At 57.7% G+C, this 16,550-nt stretch carries 11 protein-coding genes; 3 read left to right on the top strand and 8 right to left on the bottom strand.

The annotated features are described in order from the left end of the window. The first annotated feature begins 5 nt into the window (after positions 1-5). The 3 genes from EPB08_RS00880 to EPB08_RS00870 all read left to right on the top strand — a co-directional run bounded on the left by EPB08_RS00880 (position 6) and on the right by EPB08_RS00870 (position 3,166). Positions 6-482: an Lrp/AsnC family transcriptional regulator gene (locus tag EPB08_RS00880; RefSeq protein WP_130617180.1), complete on the top strand. Its 477-nt coding sequence runs from the start codon at positions 6-8 to the stop codon at positions 480-482. Positions 483-846: 364 nt separating this feature from the next. Then, entirely contained in the window at positions 847-2,334 is a 1,488-nt protein-coding gene (locus EPB08_RS00875) for an amidohydrolase family protein (RefSeq protein ID WP_130617179.1), read from the top strand. 79 nt (positions 2,335-2,413) lie between these two features. Then, complete coding sequence (locus tag EPB08_RS00870; protein ID WP_130617178.1) at positions 2,414-3,166, top strand: helix-turn-helix domain-containing protein; 753 nt, start codon at positions 2,414-2,416, stop codon at positions 3,164-3,166. Positions 3,167-3,731: 565 nt separating this feature from the next. Here the strand turns inward: EPB08_RS00870 and EPB08_RS00860 are convergent. The 8 genes from EPB08_RS00860 to EPB08_RS00825 form a co-directional block, all read right to left on the bottom strand. Continuing rightward, positions 3,732-4,037 (bottom strand): hypothetical protein, encoded by a 306-nt coding sequence (locus tag EPB08_RS00860; RefSeq protein WP_130617176.1) that lies wholly within the window; start codon positions 4,035-4,037, stop codon positions 3,732-3,734. Continuing rightward, complete coding sequence (locus EPB08_RS00855) at positions 4,034-4,324, bottom strand: hypothetical protein (RefSeq protein ID WP_130617175.1); 291 nt, start codon at positions 4,322-4,324, stop codon at positions 4,034-4,036. The genes EPB08_RS00860 and EPB08_RS00855 overlap by 4 nt, the downstream gene beginning before the upstream one ends. Before the next feature lie 821 nt (positions 4,325-5,145). Then, the gene (locus EPB08_RS00850; protein WP_130617174.1) at positions 5,146-8,163 is read right to left on the bottom strand and encodes a TonB-dependent receptor domain-containing protein; all 3,018 of its coding nucleotides are present in this window, start codon (positions 8,161-8,163) and stop codon (positions 5,146-5,148) included. Positions 8,164-8,223: 60 nt separating this feature from the next. Beyond that, the gene (locus EPB08_RS00845) at positions 8,224-8,565 is read right to left on the bottom strand and encodes a HigA family addiction module antitoxin (protein ID WP_130617173.1); all 342 of its coding nucleotides are present in this window, start codon (positions 8,563-8,565) and stop codon (positions 8,224-8,226) included. A gap of 943 nt (positions 8,566-9,508) precedes the next feature. Continuing rightward, the gene (locus EPB08_RS00840) at positions 9,509-10,957 is read right to left on the bottom strand and encodes a restriction endonuclease (protein WP_130617172.1); all 1,449 of its coding nucleotides are present in this window, start codon (positions 10,955-10,957) and stop codon (positions 9,509-9,511) included. A gap of 160 nt (positions 10,958-11,117) precedes the next feature. Then, the gene (locus EPB08_RS00835; protein WP_205746244.1) at positions 11,118-14,063 is read right to left on the bottom strand and encodes a Z1 domain-containing protein; all 2,946 of its coding nucleotides are present in this window, start codon (positions 14,061-14,063) and stop codon (positions 11,118-11,120) included. Beyond that, a complete protein-coding gene (locus EPB08_RS00830) occupies positions 14,056-15,036 on the bottom strand; it encodes a PD-(D/E)XK motif protein (RefSeq protein ID WP_130617170.1) in 981 nt (326 codons plus the stop codon). The genes EPB08_RS00835 and EPB08_RS00830 overlap by 8 nt, the downstream gene beginning before the upstream one ends. A 2-nt stretch (positions 15,037-15,038) precedes the next feature. Continuing rightward, complete coding sequence (locus tag EPB08_RS00825; protein ID WP_165418346.1) at positions 15,039-16,547, bottom strand: ATP-binding protein; 1,509 nt, start codon at positions 16,545-16,547, stop codon at positions 15,039-15,041. Positions 16,548-16,550: the final 3 nt, after the last annotated feature.

Raw genomic sequence — 16,550 nt, 5'->3', positions numbered from 1 at the left:
CAGCCATGGATACGAACGAGAGCAAACTTGATTCCTTCGATGTCCGGATCCTCCAGGAGCTCCAGGAGCAGGGGGACCTGACCATGGCCGAGCTCGCCGAGCGGGTCTACCGCTCCAACTCGCAATGCTCGCGGCGAGTGAAGCAACTCCAGGAGATGGGAGTGATCCGCCGATACGCGGCCGTGCTGGATCCTGAAAAGCTCGGGCTGAAGTTGAAGGCCTACGTCACCGTCGTGCTCAAGCAGCACTCCGAGGAAGCGTCCGCATTCCATCAGCTCGTCAGGGACCTGCCGGAGATCATGGAATGCAGCATGGTCACCGGCGACGGCGACTACCTGCTCAAGACCTATACCCGCGACATTCCCCACTTTCGCGAGCTGCTGGGCAAGCTGGTATCGATCGACCTGGTCGGCACACTCAAGTCGATCATCGTGGTCGACGAGTTGAAGGAAACCTCGGCCCTGCCCGTCTACCCGCAGTAAGGCCCATCCGGCAGGGCAACAACACCACGCAGCGCACTCATCCGACTGCCGCCTTGCGCGGTGCGTCCGTCGCACGGGTCATGCCTGCTCGCGCCATGCGAATTTCAGTCAGTCGCGAAGACGCCGGGTTGCGGCTGCGGTAACGCGATGATTTTTCGCTTCATCAGCAGCGTTCGAAAAATAACGCTGCCATGGACGCCATCGCCGCAAAATTTCTTCAAAAAGAGGCGCAATCCTCGCTGGATTTGCACAGCCTGCCCGCGCCTCCACCGATAGAGTGAGGACGCCGATGCCTCCGATAGTCCGCCCCGTGCGTTCCGTGAGCCCTCGGCCACTTTTTTGAACCTTGAACGAGAACGTAGCAATGAGCTCATTGAAGACCGATCGCCGTGGCTGCCCGGTCACCCCGCACCGTCGCTCGCTCGGGCTGCTTTGCGCGGCCTCGTTGTCTGCCTTCGCCGGCGTGCCGGCCGCGCAAGCTCAGGCACTGAAGCCGACCGCGGACAACAAGGCGTTCGTCTCCTACGCCCAACCCGTGATCGCCTTTACCCACGCGACGATCGTCGATGGCACCGGCGGCAAACGGCGGCGCGACCAGACGTTGGTCAGTGATCACGGACGCATCACCGCCATGGGCCCCACCGGCAAGCTGCGCCTACCCGACGGCGCCACCGTCATCGATGCCACCGGCAAAACCCTGCTGCCGGGATTCGTGATGCTTCACCAGCACATGTTCTATCCCGTCGGCGAAGGCGCCTACAGCGAGATGAGCTACAGCTTTCCAAGGCTGTATCTCGCCGGTGGTGTCACCACGATGCGCACGGGCGGCTCGATGGAACCGTACTCGGACCTCAATATTCGCGACGCGATTTCCCGCGGCGACATCGTTGGTCCCGACATGGATGTCACCGGCCCCTATCTGAATGGCGCGGGGCTTCCGATCTTCGTTCCGGCGATGCACACGCTGACGGGTCCCGATGACGCAGAGCGCACCGTCAACTACTGGTCTGACGAGGGAGCGACCTCGTTCAAGGCCTACATGAACATCACCCACGCCGAGCTGCAAACCGCCATCGATACCGCGCACAAGCGCGGGCACAAGGTCACCGGCCACCTGTGCTCGGTGACCTACCAGGAGGCGGCAGACCTGGGCATCGACAACATCGAGCACGGCTTCTTCCTGCCGACGGACTTCGTCAAGGACAAAAAGCCCGACACCTGCCCGTCCACCGGCGACCTGCGCCAATCCCTGGCCGGCCTCGATGTCCAGTCGAAAGAGGTCAAGGCATTTCTGAAAGACCTGATCGACCACCATGTCGCCATCACGTCGACGCTTCCGGTCTTTGAATCCACCGTGCAAGGCAGGCCGGAAGCCCCGAGCGGTGCGCTGGACATGCTGGCACCCGCCGTGCGGGAGCAATACGAAGCCACCTGGAAAAAGATCCAGAGCCACGGCGAATCGGTGGGCAACTACAAGAAGCTCGCGGGACTGGAAAAACAATTCGTCGAAGCCGGTGGCCAGCTGCTGGCCGGCACCGACCCGACCGGTTATGGCGGTGTCGTACCGGGCTTCGCTGAAAAGCGCGAAGTGGAGCTGCTGGTCGAAGACGCGGGCTTCAACTTTCCCGAGGCCGTGAAGATTGCGACATACAACGGCGCACAATTCCTTGGCCGAGCAGACGACGTGGGTTCGCTGGCCGTTGGCAAGCGCTCGGACATTCTCGTCATCGATGGCGATGCCTCGCGTGATCCCACGGCCATCGAGCACATGCCTTTGGTTTTCAAGAATGGCATCGGCTACAACACACAAGCCATCTTCGACGCCATGAAGCAGGACGTTGGCCTGCACTGAGTTGCGAACGGATCGACGCATCTATTCCGGTGGTTGAGCGCATCGCGATCAACCACCTCTCTCCACGAGCCCTCGACGCATGGCAACCCCGCAAATGCAACGCCGCTCAGACGAGAACCGAGGGCTTGCCGACCACGTAGCCGCGGAGCGCCGCACCGTCATGGCGGCGCTGCTTCCCGTACTCAGGATGTTCGGCGACGTGGTGGGCAGCCATGTGGAAATCGTATTGCATGACCTCGACCGGCCCGGGCAGCCCGCGCTCTCGATCAACTGCGGCCGGTTATCGGGTGGCCCGGCCGGCGACGCGCAGCTGCCTGCTGCACGAGACGACCAGACTTTCCACGGTTCAGCTCAACGCGATCTCCCGCGCCATTCGTTGATGGCCGAGCGCCCGACTCTCTCTCTCTGTGAGCAGGAGCGGCAATCAAGCGAACTCATCTTTCGCGACAGCCAAGGAGAGCCATTCGCCCGGCTTTACATCCACGCCGACATGTCCGGTGTGCTCCAGGCGCAAGCCCTGCTGCAAGGGCTGCTCCACAGGAAACCCGCTCCTGAGCGAGTCCAGGCTCCTGCCGAAGGCGTAGACACCCTGATGCAGGAAATCATCGCGGGCGCCATCCACCGCTCTGGCAAACCGGCCGCCATGATGACCAAGCGGGAAAAGGTCAATGCGGTAGGCATCATGCAGCAGCGCGGACTATTCGTCGTCAAGGGCGCCGTCGAACGCGCAGCAGAGGCCCTTGGAGTAACCCGCTTTACGATCTACAACTATCTCGAAGCGTTGAAGAACGGCCGTTCAAATGCTCCGACAGGGCTGCCGAATCGGCGATGACGAGCAATCAAGAACGCACAGCCAGCTGTTGATCCATCGCCGCACGATGTGTCGTGGTGCGCCAAGCATGCCGAGCTTAGGGAGACGAGCCGCTCGATGTACCCAATCGGGCGATGGTTGCGATGTCGTCGCCGTAAGGGGCCTGATAGATCATCAGATTTCTGTCCGCTATGTCGGCAGAAAATGTCTATGGCCCGTCGTCGTTTCAAATTTTGGCTACCAGAACGTGGCGCCGACTTGTTCGATAGGTAGCCACTACAGTTGTGTGCGTCACCACCATGGATTAGACATCAGCACCCATTTAACTTTCTCCCGACCGTTATCTTTGGTGACTAAATCGACTGGCCGTTGACCATCCAGCGCAGGCACGTTCCGATACATCCAATCTACGGACTGGCGGCGCAGGCATCCCCATATCGCAACACACAAATCCCGATCATCAACGAGCGCAGTTAATTCCTCCGTAACGGGGTTTGACTCCCATTGAGGACGAAGAGCGCCGACAAAGCCGGGCCAGGCAGTCATTCCCATCATTTGAGCCTTCAATGAAGCAGTGCGGTCGCTCCTAACGCCACCACCAAGTGAATATCCAGGCGAGGGCGTCAAGTGCTGGCTTATCAAGATCCGGATGATTCCTCGCCATTTCCGCCACGGCCCAGATCCCAGCAGACTCTAGCGTGTGAGCGCTCCAATCCGGCTTGAGTTGCCCAAGCTCCACGAGAATCTGGCGAACCTGATCAAGTAGTTGATCGGAAACCTGGCCATCAAATGCGAGTTTCAGACGGCCTTCATCTTCTTGCGGGAACGAGCGCGCCCCGTAACCCGAATACTCAATCACGGCTCGGCTAAGCGTGTTATGCGACGTGGTCAAGAGTCTTCTTCGCTCTGGTCCGAGGGCAGCGCCCATCCTTCGAGAAGAAGCTCAAATTTGGCCAGCAGTTCGGCCACCGCCGGCACATCTCTGATGTTCGATTCAAGCTCCCACCGGCCAAGACCCACGTCGCTTGCTTCGCAAATTTGGCCACTGATGGCTTCGTCAATCGCGACCAGTAGAGGTCGATAGCTCGAAAGGAAACTCACATCGGAATGATCTTCCTTGTGAGTGTCTATCGCTTCTTTCAGTGAAAACGCGTGCAACCTTAGGTGCTTAGTGTCCACAGGGGGCCCCAACAATTTTACCTATCTCGTTGTCATTCGGCTTAACACTCGCGTGTCGGTTGGCAACAAGGAACTACAGGCTAGAAACTACCAACGGGCTAACCCTCGCAACATCAAGCTAAAGTCAGCAAGTGATTCCGCAATATCGTCAAGTTTCTGAATGTTTGACTCAAACACCCAACGGGAAAGCCCTAAATCACGAGGCTCCGTGATGACTCCGCTCTTGCGTCACGCAGACCTGTCAGTAATGCGGGGTATGAAGCTAGGAGATCCACATCTTCATCTTCGCCAAGATGGCTCTCTATAACGCTCTCTAGGTGTTCGTCGTGTATCTTCAGCGCACCGGCGGAGATCATCGGTCGTCTCCAATCCGATGGCAGATCTGAATGCAATGGCGATCTGATTCTATGTATCGGATCACGTGACTCTCCATCAGAAAAATCCAAGAATGAAGTTCAATTTTCGGCGCATTGCGTGGTCCCCGAGCGGAATGGCGGTGGGCGGGAGATCGCGATCAAAAACAAAGCGCCGACGACTGGACAAGGCATCGACGCTTCATAGCCCATCCGCGGATCAAGCTGGATGAGGCACATAAGGCTTCCCTTCCATCAGTCACGATGGCCCAACCCCTAGCGATGGCCTGCCTAACCGCCGTCATCCCCGCGAGGCGCTTCTCAACAGCCGTCGGCTGGTCAAGCGGGGATCCAGTGCCTTTGAGCCTTTGGAAGCAACGGCGCTGGATTCCCGCCTTCGCGGGAATGACGAGCAAGCAATCAGGGCACCCTAACGGCCAGGCTATAGGCTCACCCGCCCGAGCAGTGCTACTTGTTGCGCGCCCCAAATCGATACGTCGCCTGCAGGTAATACGCCCGCCCATACACGTCATAGTTGTTCACGTTGTACGGAGCACCCGACGTGCCGGGATAACTACCATCTCTCGGCGGCATCGCGTTGAACAGATTGTTGACCTGAAGCGCGACCTGCAGGCTTGGCATTGGCAGGTACGACACGCTGGCGTTGTAGCGAATCCATGGTGCCAGCGTGCCTGCGCCCGGATAGCCATAGCCGTTGTTGGCGGCAAGGTAGTTCGGTGACTTGCCGTAGCGGTTGACGTAGAGCGTGGCGCCCCAGTCGCCACGACGCCAATTGGCCGAGGCGTTGGCGCGTGTCTTGAAGTCGTTGCTCCAGGTGGGATCGCGCAGCCGGTCGACCATCGGGTCTCCGGTGTACGGCTGGTAGTCGTGCTTGAGCATGTCGGTATAGGACGCGGTGAAGTTCAGGTCGCCATAAGCCCCTATGCCGAAGCCGTAGCGGAAATCCGCCACCACGGCATCAATAACACGCTGCGCGACGTTGACCTTGCTGCGATAGATCGACGTGATGCTGCCGATGGTGCCGTCATCGGCGACACCGGCACTGCGGGTGATCTGTGCCAGCGCGGCCTTGCAGGACGGCGTGTTGATGTCGCGCTCGCCAAGCCGGCACAGCATCTCGTCGTTGAGCAGCGAGTCCACGCTCTGGTTCTGCACTTCACCTTTCACGCTCCAATGCAGGTAGTCGACGCTGGCGGACAGGCGGGGCAAAGGCGACCACGCCAGGCCGTAGCTCCAGGCTTTCGCCTCGATCGGCTTCAGTGCCGGGTTGCCCGCCTGCTGTCCAAAGTACGACGCACTGCCGTAGCGGGCGGGGCACTGCACGATGTTGGGGCCCCGGTAACCCAGCGCGGCGCAGTTGTAGTAATCCGTTGCGCTGCTGTAGAAGCCGCTCAGACCCTGGAACTGATCGGACAACGTCGGCGCCTTGAAGGCGGTGCCGACCTTGCCACGCAACAGCAGGGTCTCGATCGGGCGATATTCCAGGCCGAGGTTCCAGGTTGGCTTGTCCACCTGCTCCCCGGCTACCTTGTAGCTGTCATAACGCGCCGAGACATCGACGGTCAGCTGGCGCCACACGGGTGCGCGCAACTCCAGCGTGCCCGCGTAACGCGAGCGGTGACCCGCGCCCTGCACCGCCGTGGAACCCCATACGCCGCCATCCATCAGGCGCGCATCCGGCGTGTAGTCCCAGCCCTGGTTGCCGCCTTCCAGTACCGCGGCGATACCCGCGTCGCCACCCGGCAAGGTAAACAGCGAGGCGTTGGTCAGCTGGCCGCGCAGCATGTTGTCCCAGGTCTTGCTGTTGCTGGTGGTGTAGCCGGTGAAGCTGCGGAAGTCGGCGACCGGCATGACGGTGTAGAACGCCGCGTAGTCGGGCGCGAAGCTTCGATAGCCCAGGCCTCGCGGGTCCGGCCCAAGGTCGGGGCCCAACACGTGCTGGGCGAAGTAGTCGTTGATCGGATCAGACCAGCGCTGAAAGCCGCGCTGGGTCAGCTTGTCGTCGGAATGCGTAAAGCCCACGTCGTAGTCCCACGCGCTTTCGCCCAGGCGCCCTTGTGCGCCCAGCGTCAGCATGTAGGCGTTCTCCACCGACTTGTTCATGATGGAGTCGTAGCCACCCACGTCCTCCGGCGAGAATGCGCGCTGGATCTGCACGTAGTCGCGCAGGTTCGTGTCGTAGAAGTAGCCGTACTTGGCGCTGCTGCCCCACCAGGTGTAGCTGGAGCCCGAGGCGTAGCGGGTTTCGTTGTAGTTGTAGAGCAGGTCGCCGTACCACTGCAGGTGTTCGCCGGCATCGAAGGTGGCGTGCGTATACAGCTGGGCGTTTTCGGTGCCGTTGGCGAGCGTGCGGTAGCCGGGCGAATAGAACGAGCCGCAGTAGCTGCCGTTGGGCGAGCGCATGCGATAACCCGTGGTGCCGGCGAACTGCTCCGTCACGCGACTGCAGGCGCTGCTATCGACCTTTTCCACGTTGATATAGCGCCCGGTGGTGCCGCTCACCAGGAGATAGTCCGCGCTGGCGATCGACGGGCCGGTGCCGTCGGTATTGCGTCGGGTAGTGAGATCCCGCTGGTAGCCCCAGATCGGGTCGACGTTTTCGTATTGCACGCCGCCCATCAGGTTGAAGCGGCCACGCTGGAACCCGTCGCTGAAACTCAGCCGCCGGCTGATGCCGCCGCCCTCCTGGTAGTAGCCGTAGCGCGCGTCCAGGGCGGGCGCATCGACGCGCTTCTTCAGCACCACGTTGATCACGCCGGCGATGGCATCCGAACCGTACAGCGACGATTGCGCACCCGGCAGGATCTCGATGCGATCGACCAGCTGCATCGGGATGCCGGACAGGTTGTTGAACACATCCCGGCCGTTGTACAGCGCGGGGAAATTGCCCATCGGCCGGCCATCGAGCAGGTACTTGGTAAAGCCCGGCGGCATGCCGAACAGGCTGAGTGTCTCCGCGCCCTGGGTGAACGAGGCGGAGCTCTGCGCGCCCTGCACGCCACCGGTGGCGACCGATGACTGCCTGAGCGTCTCCGCCACCGTGCCGAAACCGCGCGCCTGCAGCGCGTCGCCGCTGATGATGATCAACGGCGCCGCCGTTTCCACCTCGACCTGCGGAATCAATGTACCGGTCACCGTTATGGCTTCCAGTCGCTTGGCGGCGGGCTTCTGGTCGGCATCGTCCTCCTGGGTGTCGCTTTCCGTACTCCGCCCGGCTTCCTGCGGATCGGCAGCGACGCCCGCCGACAAGCTCGCCGCACATAGACCCAGCAAGGCGATCGCCAAAGTGGAGCGACGTCGGTGAGCTAACGCAGCTGACAAGCGTGGTTTTGCTCGCTCGTAGAGGCGCGCCGGTTCGGCAATATCGGCACCCGACTGGGCCGATGCATATCGCAACGGATGCAGCGCGGGTTGGCGGGAAGTCAACGACGGGCACGTGCGTGCCTGATGATCCGGCAAAGCCATGATCAACTCCTTTTCAGTAGGTGGTGGTTGGCAAATCGCGTGAGCTGCCACGAAGGGCGGCTAACCGATGCCGGGTGGTGCACCTTCATTCGGGTTCGAGCGACGGGATGTGGCGATGCCCCGCTCCTCACGCGCCAGGTCGTACCGCGCCTGCAACACCAGCCAATAGAGCGCCGATGTGGGCAGCACCGCGGCAAGCCGTATCGCATGCCTCGGCGTGACGCGTCGGGAGCCAAGAAGGAACTCCTTGATATGCCGAGCCTGGATGCCGGTACGGCGCGCGAGCTGTGCAGGATTCAATGCATCCGGACGCATGTAGTCGTGCAACAGCACCTCCCCAGGCGAACGCAGGCGCAGCGACGGATCCACGCCAAGGCTTGGCGTGAGCTTGATCAGTTCCATGGACTTCCCTTTCCTGTCAGACACGCCCGGAAGGCGGGCGAGCGCTTACGACCATTCGCGTCAGTGAATGCCCGGTGGCAACGTCAGTGATCGCCAAAAACGCGGCGCATCGCCAAGCGGGCCGATGCGCCGCGCGGGGCAATCATTGGACGAGTGGAGGACTCACTGAGGGCTCCTGACCGAGCAGCCTGGCGTACTGCTGCAGGCATTGGATGGCCGTGCCGAAACTGGCGACTTCTGCGGTGGAAAGCGGCCAAACCAAGGGCCTGACGGGAAAACCGCGAGCCTGCGCCTTGCGGCATCGCTCGCTGTCATGGCGCATGCGTGTCAGTGCGAGTATCGCCAGGGCGATGTCTGCACGGGTGCCTCGACGGAAGGTTTCGGGCCACGCGACGCCTGTAGGAGAAAGGTCATCGGGCGAGCCAGTGAGGGTGTCGTCAGCGGGAACTGACGAGCGAACGCGTACCGTATGATCGCGGTTAGCCATGATCAACTCTGGTGTAGTTGGTGATGGTCAGTGGGTCGCGAGTGTTCCTGCACTCGCGGCCCGCGCTTCATGACTTGATCGTCATGGTCACTCGCGAGGATCTGCAAAAAGACGACGCGAGTGACTATCCGAAGCTAACGATCGGCACGCGTATCGTCTGTCAGGCTAGAGCGGGATGGGCGTACGACAAGCGGAATGTGGCGGGTGCGTCATTACTGGTGGGACCGCGTGTCAGTATCGACTCACATACGGGATGCGAATCCGGAGGCGCCCGCAAAACCTTGTCGCCACAGGACTGTGCGGCCGTGGCCGCCGCGCACGAGATGAGCTCCCGTCACCGCGGTGCTCCACTACAGCTGCTGTCGGATATCTGGGTCCAAGTTGTCGTCAGATCTACAACGAGCCGGCCTCATCTCCACTTCTCAAGAATGGATTGTAAGCGCACTGCGAACTTCGCTAGGGTCGCGACGCGGCCTGCGGTGTTACGTAGCGCGCGAGAAGTGACGGCCTTCGGGCAAGGAATCTCTCTATCTCAAAGCGAGACCATGTCCCGACTTCGAGGCTACGTGTTGACGCTATTCCTTCGAGCCTGTCAATCACAGTTGCATCGATGTAGCCGCAGGTCATCACCACGTATCCCCTAGCTCCGTATTGATCGATGACGTCTGACATCGACCCTAGGTTGGTCGTTGTCAGTGATCTGTGTGAGGCGATAGCCTTGCATTGGAATATGAACTTTCGAGGTGCCTCGACGACAGTGGCACGAGTCATCGCGACGATGTCGCGACCTCCATCCCGTGAACGAGACTTGCCCATCTTCCGGATGGTCGCTTTGTCAAAACGGGGGTCGTGATACACGAGGTCGTAGCACAGCTCTTCAAATTTCTCGTCGTCAAAGCTAGACCAGTCGATCTTGATCGTAGGATCCGAGTAAGTTTCGCTTCTGTGCTTCTCGAATAATTGAGTTGCCGTTTGGGCAATCGACTCAAAGCGCGCTTCCGTCAAGCTGAAGAACACTGCGGCCATGCCAGCTGACTCAACTAGCGCGAAGTCCTTGAACTCAGACACGAAGAACCGAGTATTTCCGGTCCAGAGCGTCTGCATAATGTCCTCTTCGACAAATCTCATGCACGCCATTCCCTCGGCAAGCTTCCGGAGTGGAAGCGTGAGCAGCATGCGCTCCGATAGGAAAGCTGCCGTCTGATCTACTGAAATCAGGTCCGCATGCAGAAGCGAGAACTCATCTTCCGGGTACTGATAGCGAACAAACGCCTCTTTTGCAGTTAGCCCTGAGGGGATAAGCCATGCTTCGGACGAGACATAAATTGCTGATGCTTCACCGTTGAAGTAGGGTGACCTCCAAAATCCAAAGCGCCGCTCTGGATACTTGGTAAATTCCTCAAAGAGATCGGTCTTGTCGCATTCGTAGTACGCGCCGTTTATACGATTGGCAAGATACGCGTCCACGATCTCAGGATACCGCAGGGGCTTTTCCGTAAGCATGGTTTCGTAGTCGATGACCGCTTCCCGGACAATGTTGGGCACCCCTTCGAGCGATGAATCATCTGGGGTATTGAAGACCCATTGCAGTCGGCACAGCGCAGATGCCAACCTTTTGGCATCAGAAAACCCAACTGACAGCAAAAAGAAGTCGTCGTACTTATCGTACTTTCTTTCAAGCTTTCCGCAATCGAACTCTACGGCTAGCGTCTCGCAAAAATACGAAGCGTCGAGCAAATCACTACAGAGATCTAGGTACGAATTTGTTCGACCATGCGAAGGCAATGGGATCTTTATTAGAGCTTCGGTTTGTCCGTAGACAAGGTCGAGGAACGTTTCTTCCTGTATCGGCTCCCAGTTCCGAAAGACTTCGATGGCCTTGAGCTTTGTCGCTTCTGGATTCATTTGATGCTCAGCCGTCAGTTCGCGAGCGACTTGGCTGCTTGGCGCTGCCGCTCCCAAACTGGGTCAATGAACTGAAACTCGGGGTCAGAGTGCGCTTCTCCCAAGGCATTCATGGAAAGTCCACCCTGACCTGGGTTTTGCAAGCCACAAGCCCCTCACGTTAGTCCGAATCGCGCTCGACAAAGGCTACCGAAACCTTCGGATCTTTGACGCGCCAGTTGATCCTTTGAGGAATCCTGTTCTTTGGAAAAGTCAGACTCAAGCCGAGGTTGATCTGCTTGTCCGTAACTTGTGCTCCCTGGAAATCATTCGGAACTGTCGGATAGACCAAGCAGACGCCCTGCCGACCACTTGTCGATCTTCGCAACGATTCGCTCGGATCCAACAATATCGAATTGCCTGTCAGATGGCTGGCAATATCCCTGTGTCGAGCTTCGGAGAAGACTTTGAAGCGATCGTCTACAACGCCACGATTGAAGGCGCCAACTTCATGTGCACCCAGCTTCCATTTTGCGTGTGCGGCCGGCTTCCCCAATAGCGCGATCAGCCACTTGTCGACCCCAGGTGACTCATCACCCGTCCCCAGCAAGAAATTTATAACCGAGCTGAACTGGCTTTCGCTTGTACCCCAAACATATTCCTTAAGGAAACCTACAAAGCGACTCGAGTCAACCTGGTAAATCCTGCCTCGCAGGCTACGCTTCGTGCCGTCAGCGGTTTTCCCAGAGAGATCCTCATCGGACCCGGTGATTTGATCGATGAGTGCTTCAAGTGCATGTACATTGCCCTCTCGGTCCGGACCTTTAAAGGACACCCTTCCGGATTCCGCGGTCTTGCCGCCGTAGTTTTCCATCTGGATCTGGGCGTTGTACATCTTGTTCTTCTGAGTAGGAATCAGCATTCCCATTGGAACAAGCGGCGGCACTTGAATTGGCCGAATTGGGGGATTCTCCCTCGAATAGAGGCCAATACGCTTCCGGAAACGTTCTTCATCCATGCAGATGGATTCGAACATCTCGTACAAGTCTGCAGTTGCTTTCCTTCCCGCTGGAACCTGGGTTCCGATGAACAGCCTTACGAGGTCTCGATAACCGCGACGGAAGCCAAACCAGCGCCCCATCTGCATCAAAGTGTCAGCTGCTGCAGCCTTGCGGAGAAAATAGCTAATCGTCAGTCCTTCGACGGTATACCCTCGGGAAAGCTTTGCGCCACCAACCAGGATGTTCCAGACAGACTCCTTGTCGAAGTCAGGCATATCGTCCTTATGGTCATCCTTTCCGTTGACAATAAGCACTTGCTTCTTAGCCGATTCGAACCTCTCCAACGCCTGCGCAATGAAGGGCTCTAGCTCCTCGAAAGCCGTCGGACGCGCGAGACTTGGCTCCTGAGCAAGCGAGACCGGCTCAAAATCCTCTTTCCAGAGCTTCCATAGCCGCTGAAAAGCGACACGCTTTCGATACTCGTTCTCTTCCAGCAATCGCAATACGCGCTCACGGTCATCTTCATGCGCATCCTGCGCCACGGCACGGTGTATCAGCATGGTGTGATGACGAACACCTACCGACTTGGGGTCCTTGCCCGCTCGGAAGAGCTTCATTGCACCAGAGAGAAAGAACCCGTCGAGTGCCTTCTTGAAAACATCCGAATCGTCAGCCCCTTCAATCTGGCGGACGAAAGCCTTCTTGTTCGAACGGTATCCTAGCTTTTCGATTTCCTCATCGTCCAAAGGATTGAAATCCTCATCGAAGTCGTGGAAATCCGAAACGCCCATGTAGTTCGTCGGTCTAGGGAGAAGCTCGATGAAGTCCCTTGGAAATAGGTCCTCGGTATCGCCGGGATTGATAAGCGTATTGGCAGCAGGTGTCGCCGTATAACCAACGTATTGCGAACGCTTGAACATTGCCAGCAAATCAACGATTGCTTTGTTGGTCGCGGTTCTAGACTTCTCTGCTTTTGCTCCATTCGACTTCTGCGGGCTAACCGTGTTTACAGACGCTTGGTCAGACTCGTCATCAATGACGAGTACCGGAATCTCGTCTAGATTCACCTTCAGACCCTTGATGTCCGATATCACCTTCTTAATCACCGCGGGGTGCTTTTTGACCACGATCAGCCGCGCTGAACTTGCACGAAGGTTATCCGGATGGTTCAACGGCCTGTCCGGATACTTCTTCTCGAACCTGAGCACATCGCGGCCCATCCCCAACTTCTTGTAATCGGACGTAGAAGTCGTGATGCGTTTGAGGTCAAAGGCGCCTTGCTCACTTGGCAACGATCCATAGAACGTGAACGACATCCAGTCTTGATCACCGCTGTACTCATGCGGCTGCCCGTCCTCCTGATCTCGAAGAATCTGTTCTCGACCGGCCAGTTCTTTGTCTAAGCGCCGCTGAGTCTGGAAACGAAGGCTGTCCAAGGTTCCGGCGAGCACAATCACTAAGCGATAACCAGCGTCCAGCGCCTTGGCGATAACGGCCGTGAAATTTGCTGTCTTACCACTTTGAACGTAGCCAACCACCAGTCCACGGACAGCAAACGCGTCTTGGCGCTCGGGATCGGAAAGACATTGTAGGATCTTGTCAGTGGATTCATTGAGCGCCTGGGTCGCGGCTTCATCCCAGTTTCCATGCTCGTGCAGATACCGTTCGTATCTGGACCAGTAGTAGGTCCGCGTGCGTAACTTCCGCTCTTCGGTATACCACTGGCTGTGCTCATTTGCGATCAGAACAGCGGCACTGAAGCTCTTCGCGATCGGCACCGATTCAAGAAGCGCCCTTACCTCCGCTTCACCAAGTTTCAACCTTGCGAAGATGAGAGCTCGGCGTTCGGGAGTAAGCCGCTGAGTGTCTCTGGGCCATCCGGTGTCATCTGTTGCATCCCATTGACGAATGTAGCTCGCAATGATGGAGTGGATCGGAGTATTTGGATCTCCAGCGGAAACCACGTCCCAGACATGCCGAATTGCACCCTCCACGTCTGCTGTGACTTCACGGTCCTCCAACTCAGATCTGACACGTGACTCCAAGGGTGCCGGGCCCAGTTTGGACATTCCTTGAAGTACGGCCTCAAGTACTTCCGCGACTCTAGTTGATTCCAATTTATTCATCGCCTTGGGCCATGAGTTGGGAAACATCGAATGGGTTACCCAGACCTTCCAAGTTAAGGGCAAACCTGAAATCGCTGAGCCTTGCTACTACCTCACTGCCAAGAGCGCTTGCGAGCCCGTCATAGCTCAGACTCGGAAAGTCGACGCATATCTCGACACCAATCGGGGCAGCGGAAATCTGATAGCGAGCAGTGCATTCCGGCTCACCCTGCACATAACCAGAGGTCTTCAGCATCTGCTCAAACATTGAAGATGACACCGCATCCTTTGTCACGATCAATCGGACGTCCGAGATCAGCTCGTCGAGCGATCTGCCGACACCGGATCCCGCTGACCCCAAGGTCAAACTGACCAAGACCAGCCTATGTTCGGGCGAGGGTCTTAGTTGGTTCAAATCGTGGATAGTGTGAACCCTGACGTTGGAGGTAGTGGTCTTCACCTCCAGCTCCAGACTACCGAGACGGAAGTCATGCGATTGCTTCTGTGGACCAATCCAGCAATCCACGCTCGAAATACCTTCCTTAAGGATTAGTTCTAATACCCATAGCTCACCATAGAGTCCTACAACCTTTTCTCTCGAGAGAAGGGTCGACCTTTCCAGCAAAGCATCGAAATCAGCCAAGCTGAGTGCCAGCGCTTCCAGGCAGTCGCCCCCCTCATCTTGGAGCCGAAGCAGCATGTCGGATATCAATGCATAGATTGATCGAAAGAGATCTGGTACTTCGGTGAGCACTTCAACGTAGCTCTCCCCATGCAGGAAGACCTTTCTTATAACTATGTTCCGGAGAGGGCCAACTTCTGGAGACTTACGATCCTTGTGGGCGCTGACACGTATGCCAAGACGGCCAGGATCGGAGTCGAAGACCAGCGACAGCTTTTTGTCGGCCAAGACAGACTGCTCAAACGGAACTCCCTTAGAGATGTACATCTCCTTGAGTGTCGGCCAACTGAGCAGCAGCTGCGTAGCGGCCACCCTTATGATTCCTGCTTGAGCGCAGCCGACAGCAACTCAGATATCGCCACGAGTCGCTTGCGACGCGACGCAGATTGCCTCGACTTATCGAAGTCTTCTTCAAGGAGAAAGAAGAGAAGCAGCTTCAAGACAGGTAAATCCGTGGAAGATGCACGCCGACCACCCAACAGCTTCTTTCTCATGCGCTTGTCTAGCAGCAACCGCATCCCCTCCCGGTCGACCTCAAAGAGAGCGCCGGGATCATCAAGGTCTCCCCAGACGATATCCACTTGCCTGGTCTTCCCCCCATCAGCCAGAACCTCAATCGCACGCCTAGCCAAATCGTTTGCAATGGCGCCGCCCGGAGTCAATGGATAATCACTTTGCGCGCGCGCGTCCTTTTTTCGATACGTTCGCTCGGCCTGAGTCCTGTACTTCGAAAATAGCGCGCCGTCTGCTGATTTGGACTTCTGCACTGCGTCGACAAAGGTGGGTGGCACGATGACGACGGACTTTTGCACGTTCAGGCCAAAGTGCTCGTCCATCGAGTCAGGCAGATCAATAGCCACGCGCGCCAGCGATGTGTGAGGCTCCGTCTCGTGTTCAACGACGCCGTTCCAACCCCCGGCCTGAATCAGACGGTCATTGCGATAGAAATAGAAGCCCTGCCTAGAAGCAGCACGGTTACCCAGTTTGTATTCAGGACTCTTGTTGTTTGGGGGCCAAATGTGCGCACTGGCCGAAACAGCGCCAATTTGCGGTAACTCAACAGGAAATGCTTTTGGATACTCTCCCGACCCGCTCGCATCGTACTTGAAGGGATTGAGCGCAGGAATGTTGATCGCGCGGTCTGGCTCGACGCTGCGAATATGCTGCGAATCCATCTGGATGACCAATCTGCCGGTCTCAATGAATCTATGAAAGTGTAGACCTGCATGAACTTTGAAGCGCGCAAATAGCTGGCTGATTGTGGCATTCACACCATTCTTGCTCGAGCTGAGTCGATCAATGCGGCTCCATTCAATCAAAGTTCCGCATCGCGAAACATCCAAGCTCAGGAAGTCACCCTCCATAGCCGCCTGAACTTGGACAGGAGGTATCGTCTCCAAGGACCAGTTCCTAGAAATACCTTCAACAGTCCATCGTCGTCCGGCTGATACCCCACCAGACCTAGTGAAGACCGAAAGAGTTTTCGCATGACTGAAGGATGCGAGCTTCATCCCCATCCCGAACTTTCCTAGGGACAGGTCACCGGCATCTTCATGTGCGCCGAAACGCATCGCCTTCCTCAGTAGAGACTCGGCCATGCCATGTCCGTCGTCTACGATCAGAATTTTCTGGATCGTGTTGTCATCATGGATTATCCGAATGAGGACCTTACCGGCTTTTGCGTTGATGCAGTTGTCCACGAGATCCGCCACAGCTTGTTCGAAGCTGTAGCCGATCTGGCGAAGCGCGTTGATTAGTTGCTCGGCATTTGGTGGAAGAGAACCGTCGTTCAGTCGATCCATTTCGCCAGAAGGGGTTTTCATTGG

This window comes from Dyella amyloliquefaciens, from assembly GCF_004296575.1.
Lineage (GTDB): Bacteria > Pseudomonadota > Gammaproteobacteria > Xanthomonadales > Rhodanobacteraceae > Dyella > Dyella amyloliquefaciens.
This window is presented reverse-complemented; position numbering and strand designations above follow the sequence as displayed.

Excerpts from the sequence above, each read along its gene's own strand:
- EPB08_RS00825 (WP_165418346.1), bottom strand. The coding sequence starts at position 16,547 with ATGAAAACCCCTTCTGGCGAAATGGATCGACTGAACGACGGTTCTCTT.
- EPB08_RS00845 (WP_130617173.1), bottom strand. The coding sequence starts at position 8,565 with ATGGAACTGATCAAGCTCACGCCAAGCCTTGGCGTGGATCCGTCGCTG.
- EPB08_RS00835 (WP_205746244.1), bottom strand. The coding sequence starts at position 14,063 with ATGAATAAATTGGAATCAACTAGAGTCGCGGAAGTACTTGAGGCCGTA.
- EPB08_RS00870 (WP_130617178.1), top strand. The coding sequence starts at position 2,414 with ATGGCAACCCCGCAAATGCAACGCCGCTCAGACGAGAACCGAGGGCTT.
- EPB08_RS00880 (WP_130617180.1), top strand. The coding sequence starts at position 6 with ATGGATACGAACGAGAGCAAACTTGATTCCTTCGATGTCCGGATCCTC.
- EPB08_RS00875 (WP_130617179.1), top strand. The coding sequence starts at position 847 with ATGAGCTCATTGAAGACCGATCGCCGTGGCTGCCCGGTCACCCCGCAC.
- EPB08_RS00850 (WP_130617174.1), bottom strand. The coding sequence starts at position 8,163 with ATGGCTTTGCCGGATCATCAGGCACGCACGTGCCCGTCGTTGACTTCC.
- EPB08_RS00840 (WP_130617172.1), bottom strand. The coding sequence starts at position 10,957 with ATGAATCCAGAAGCGACAAAGCTCAAGGCCATCGAAGTCTTTCGGAAC.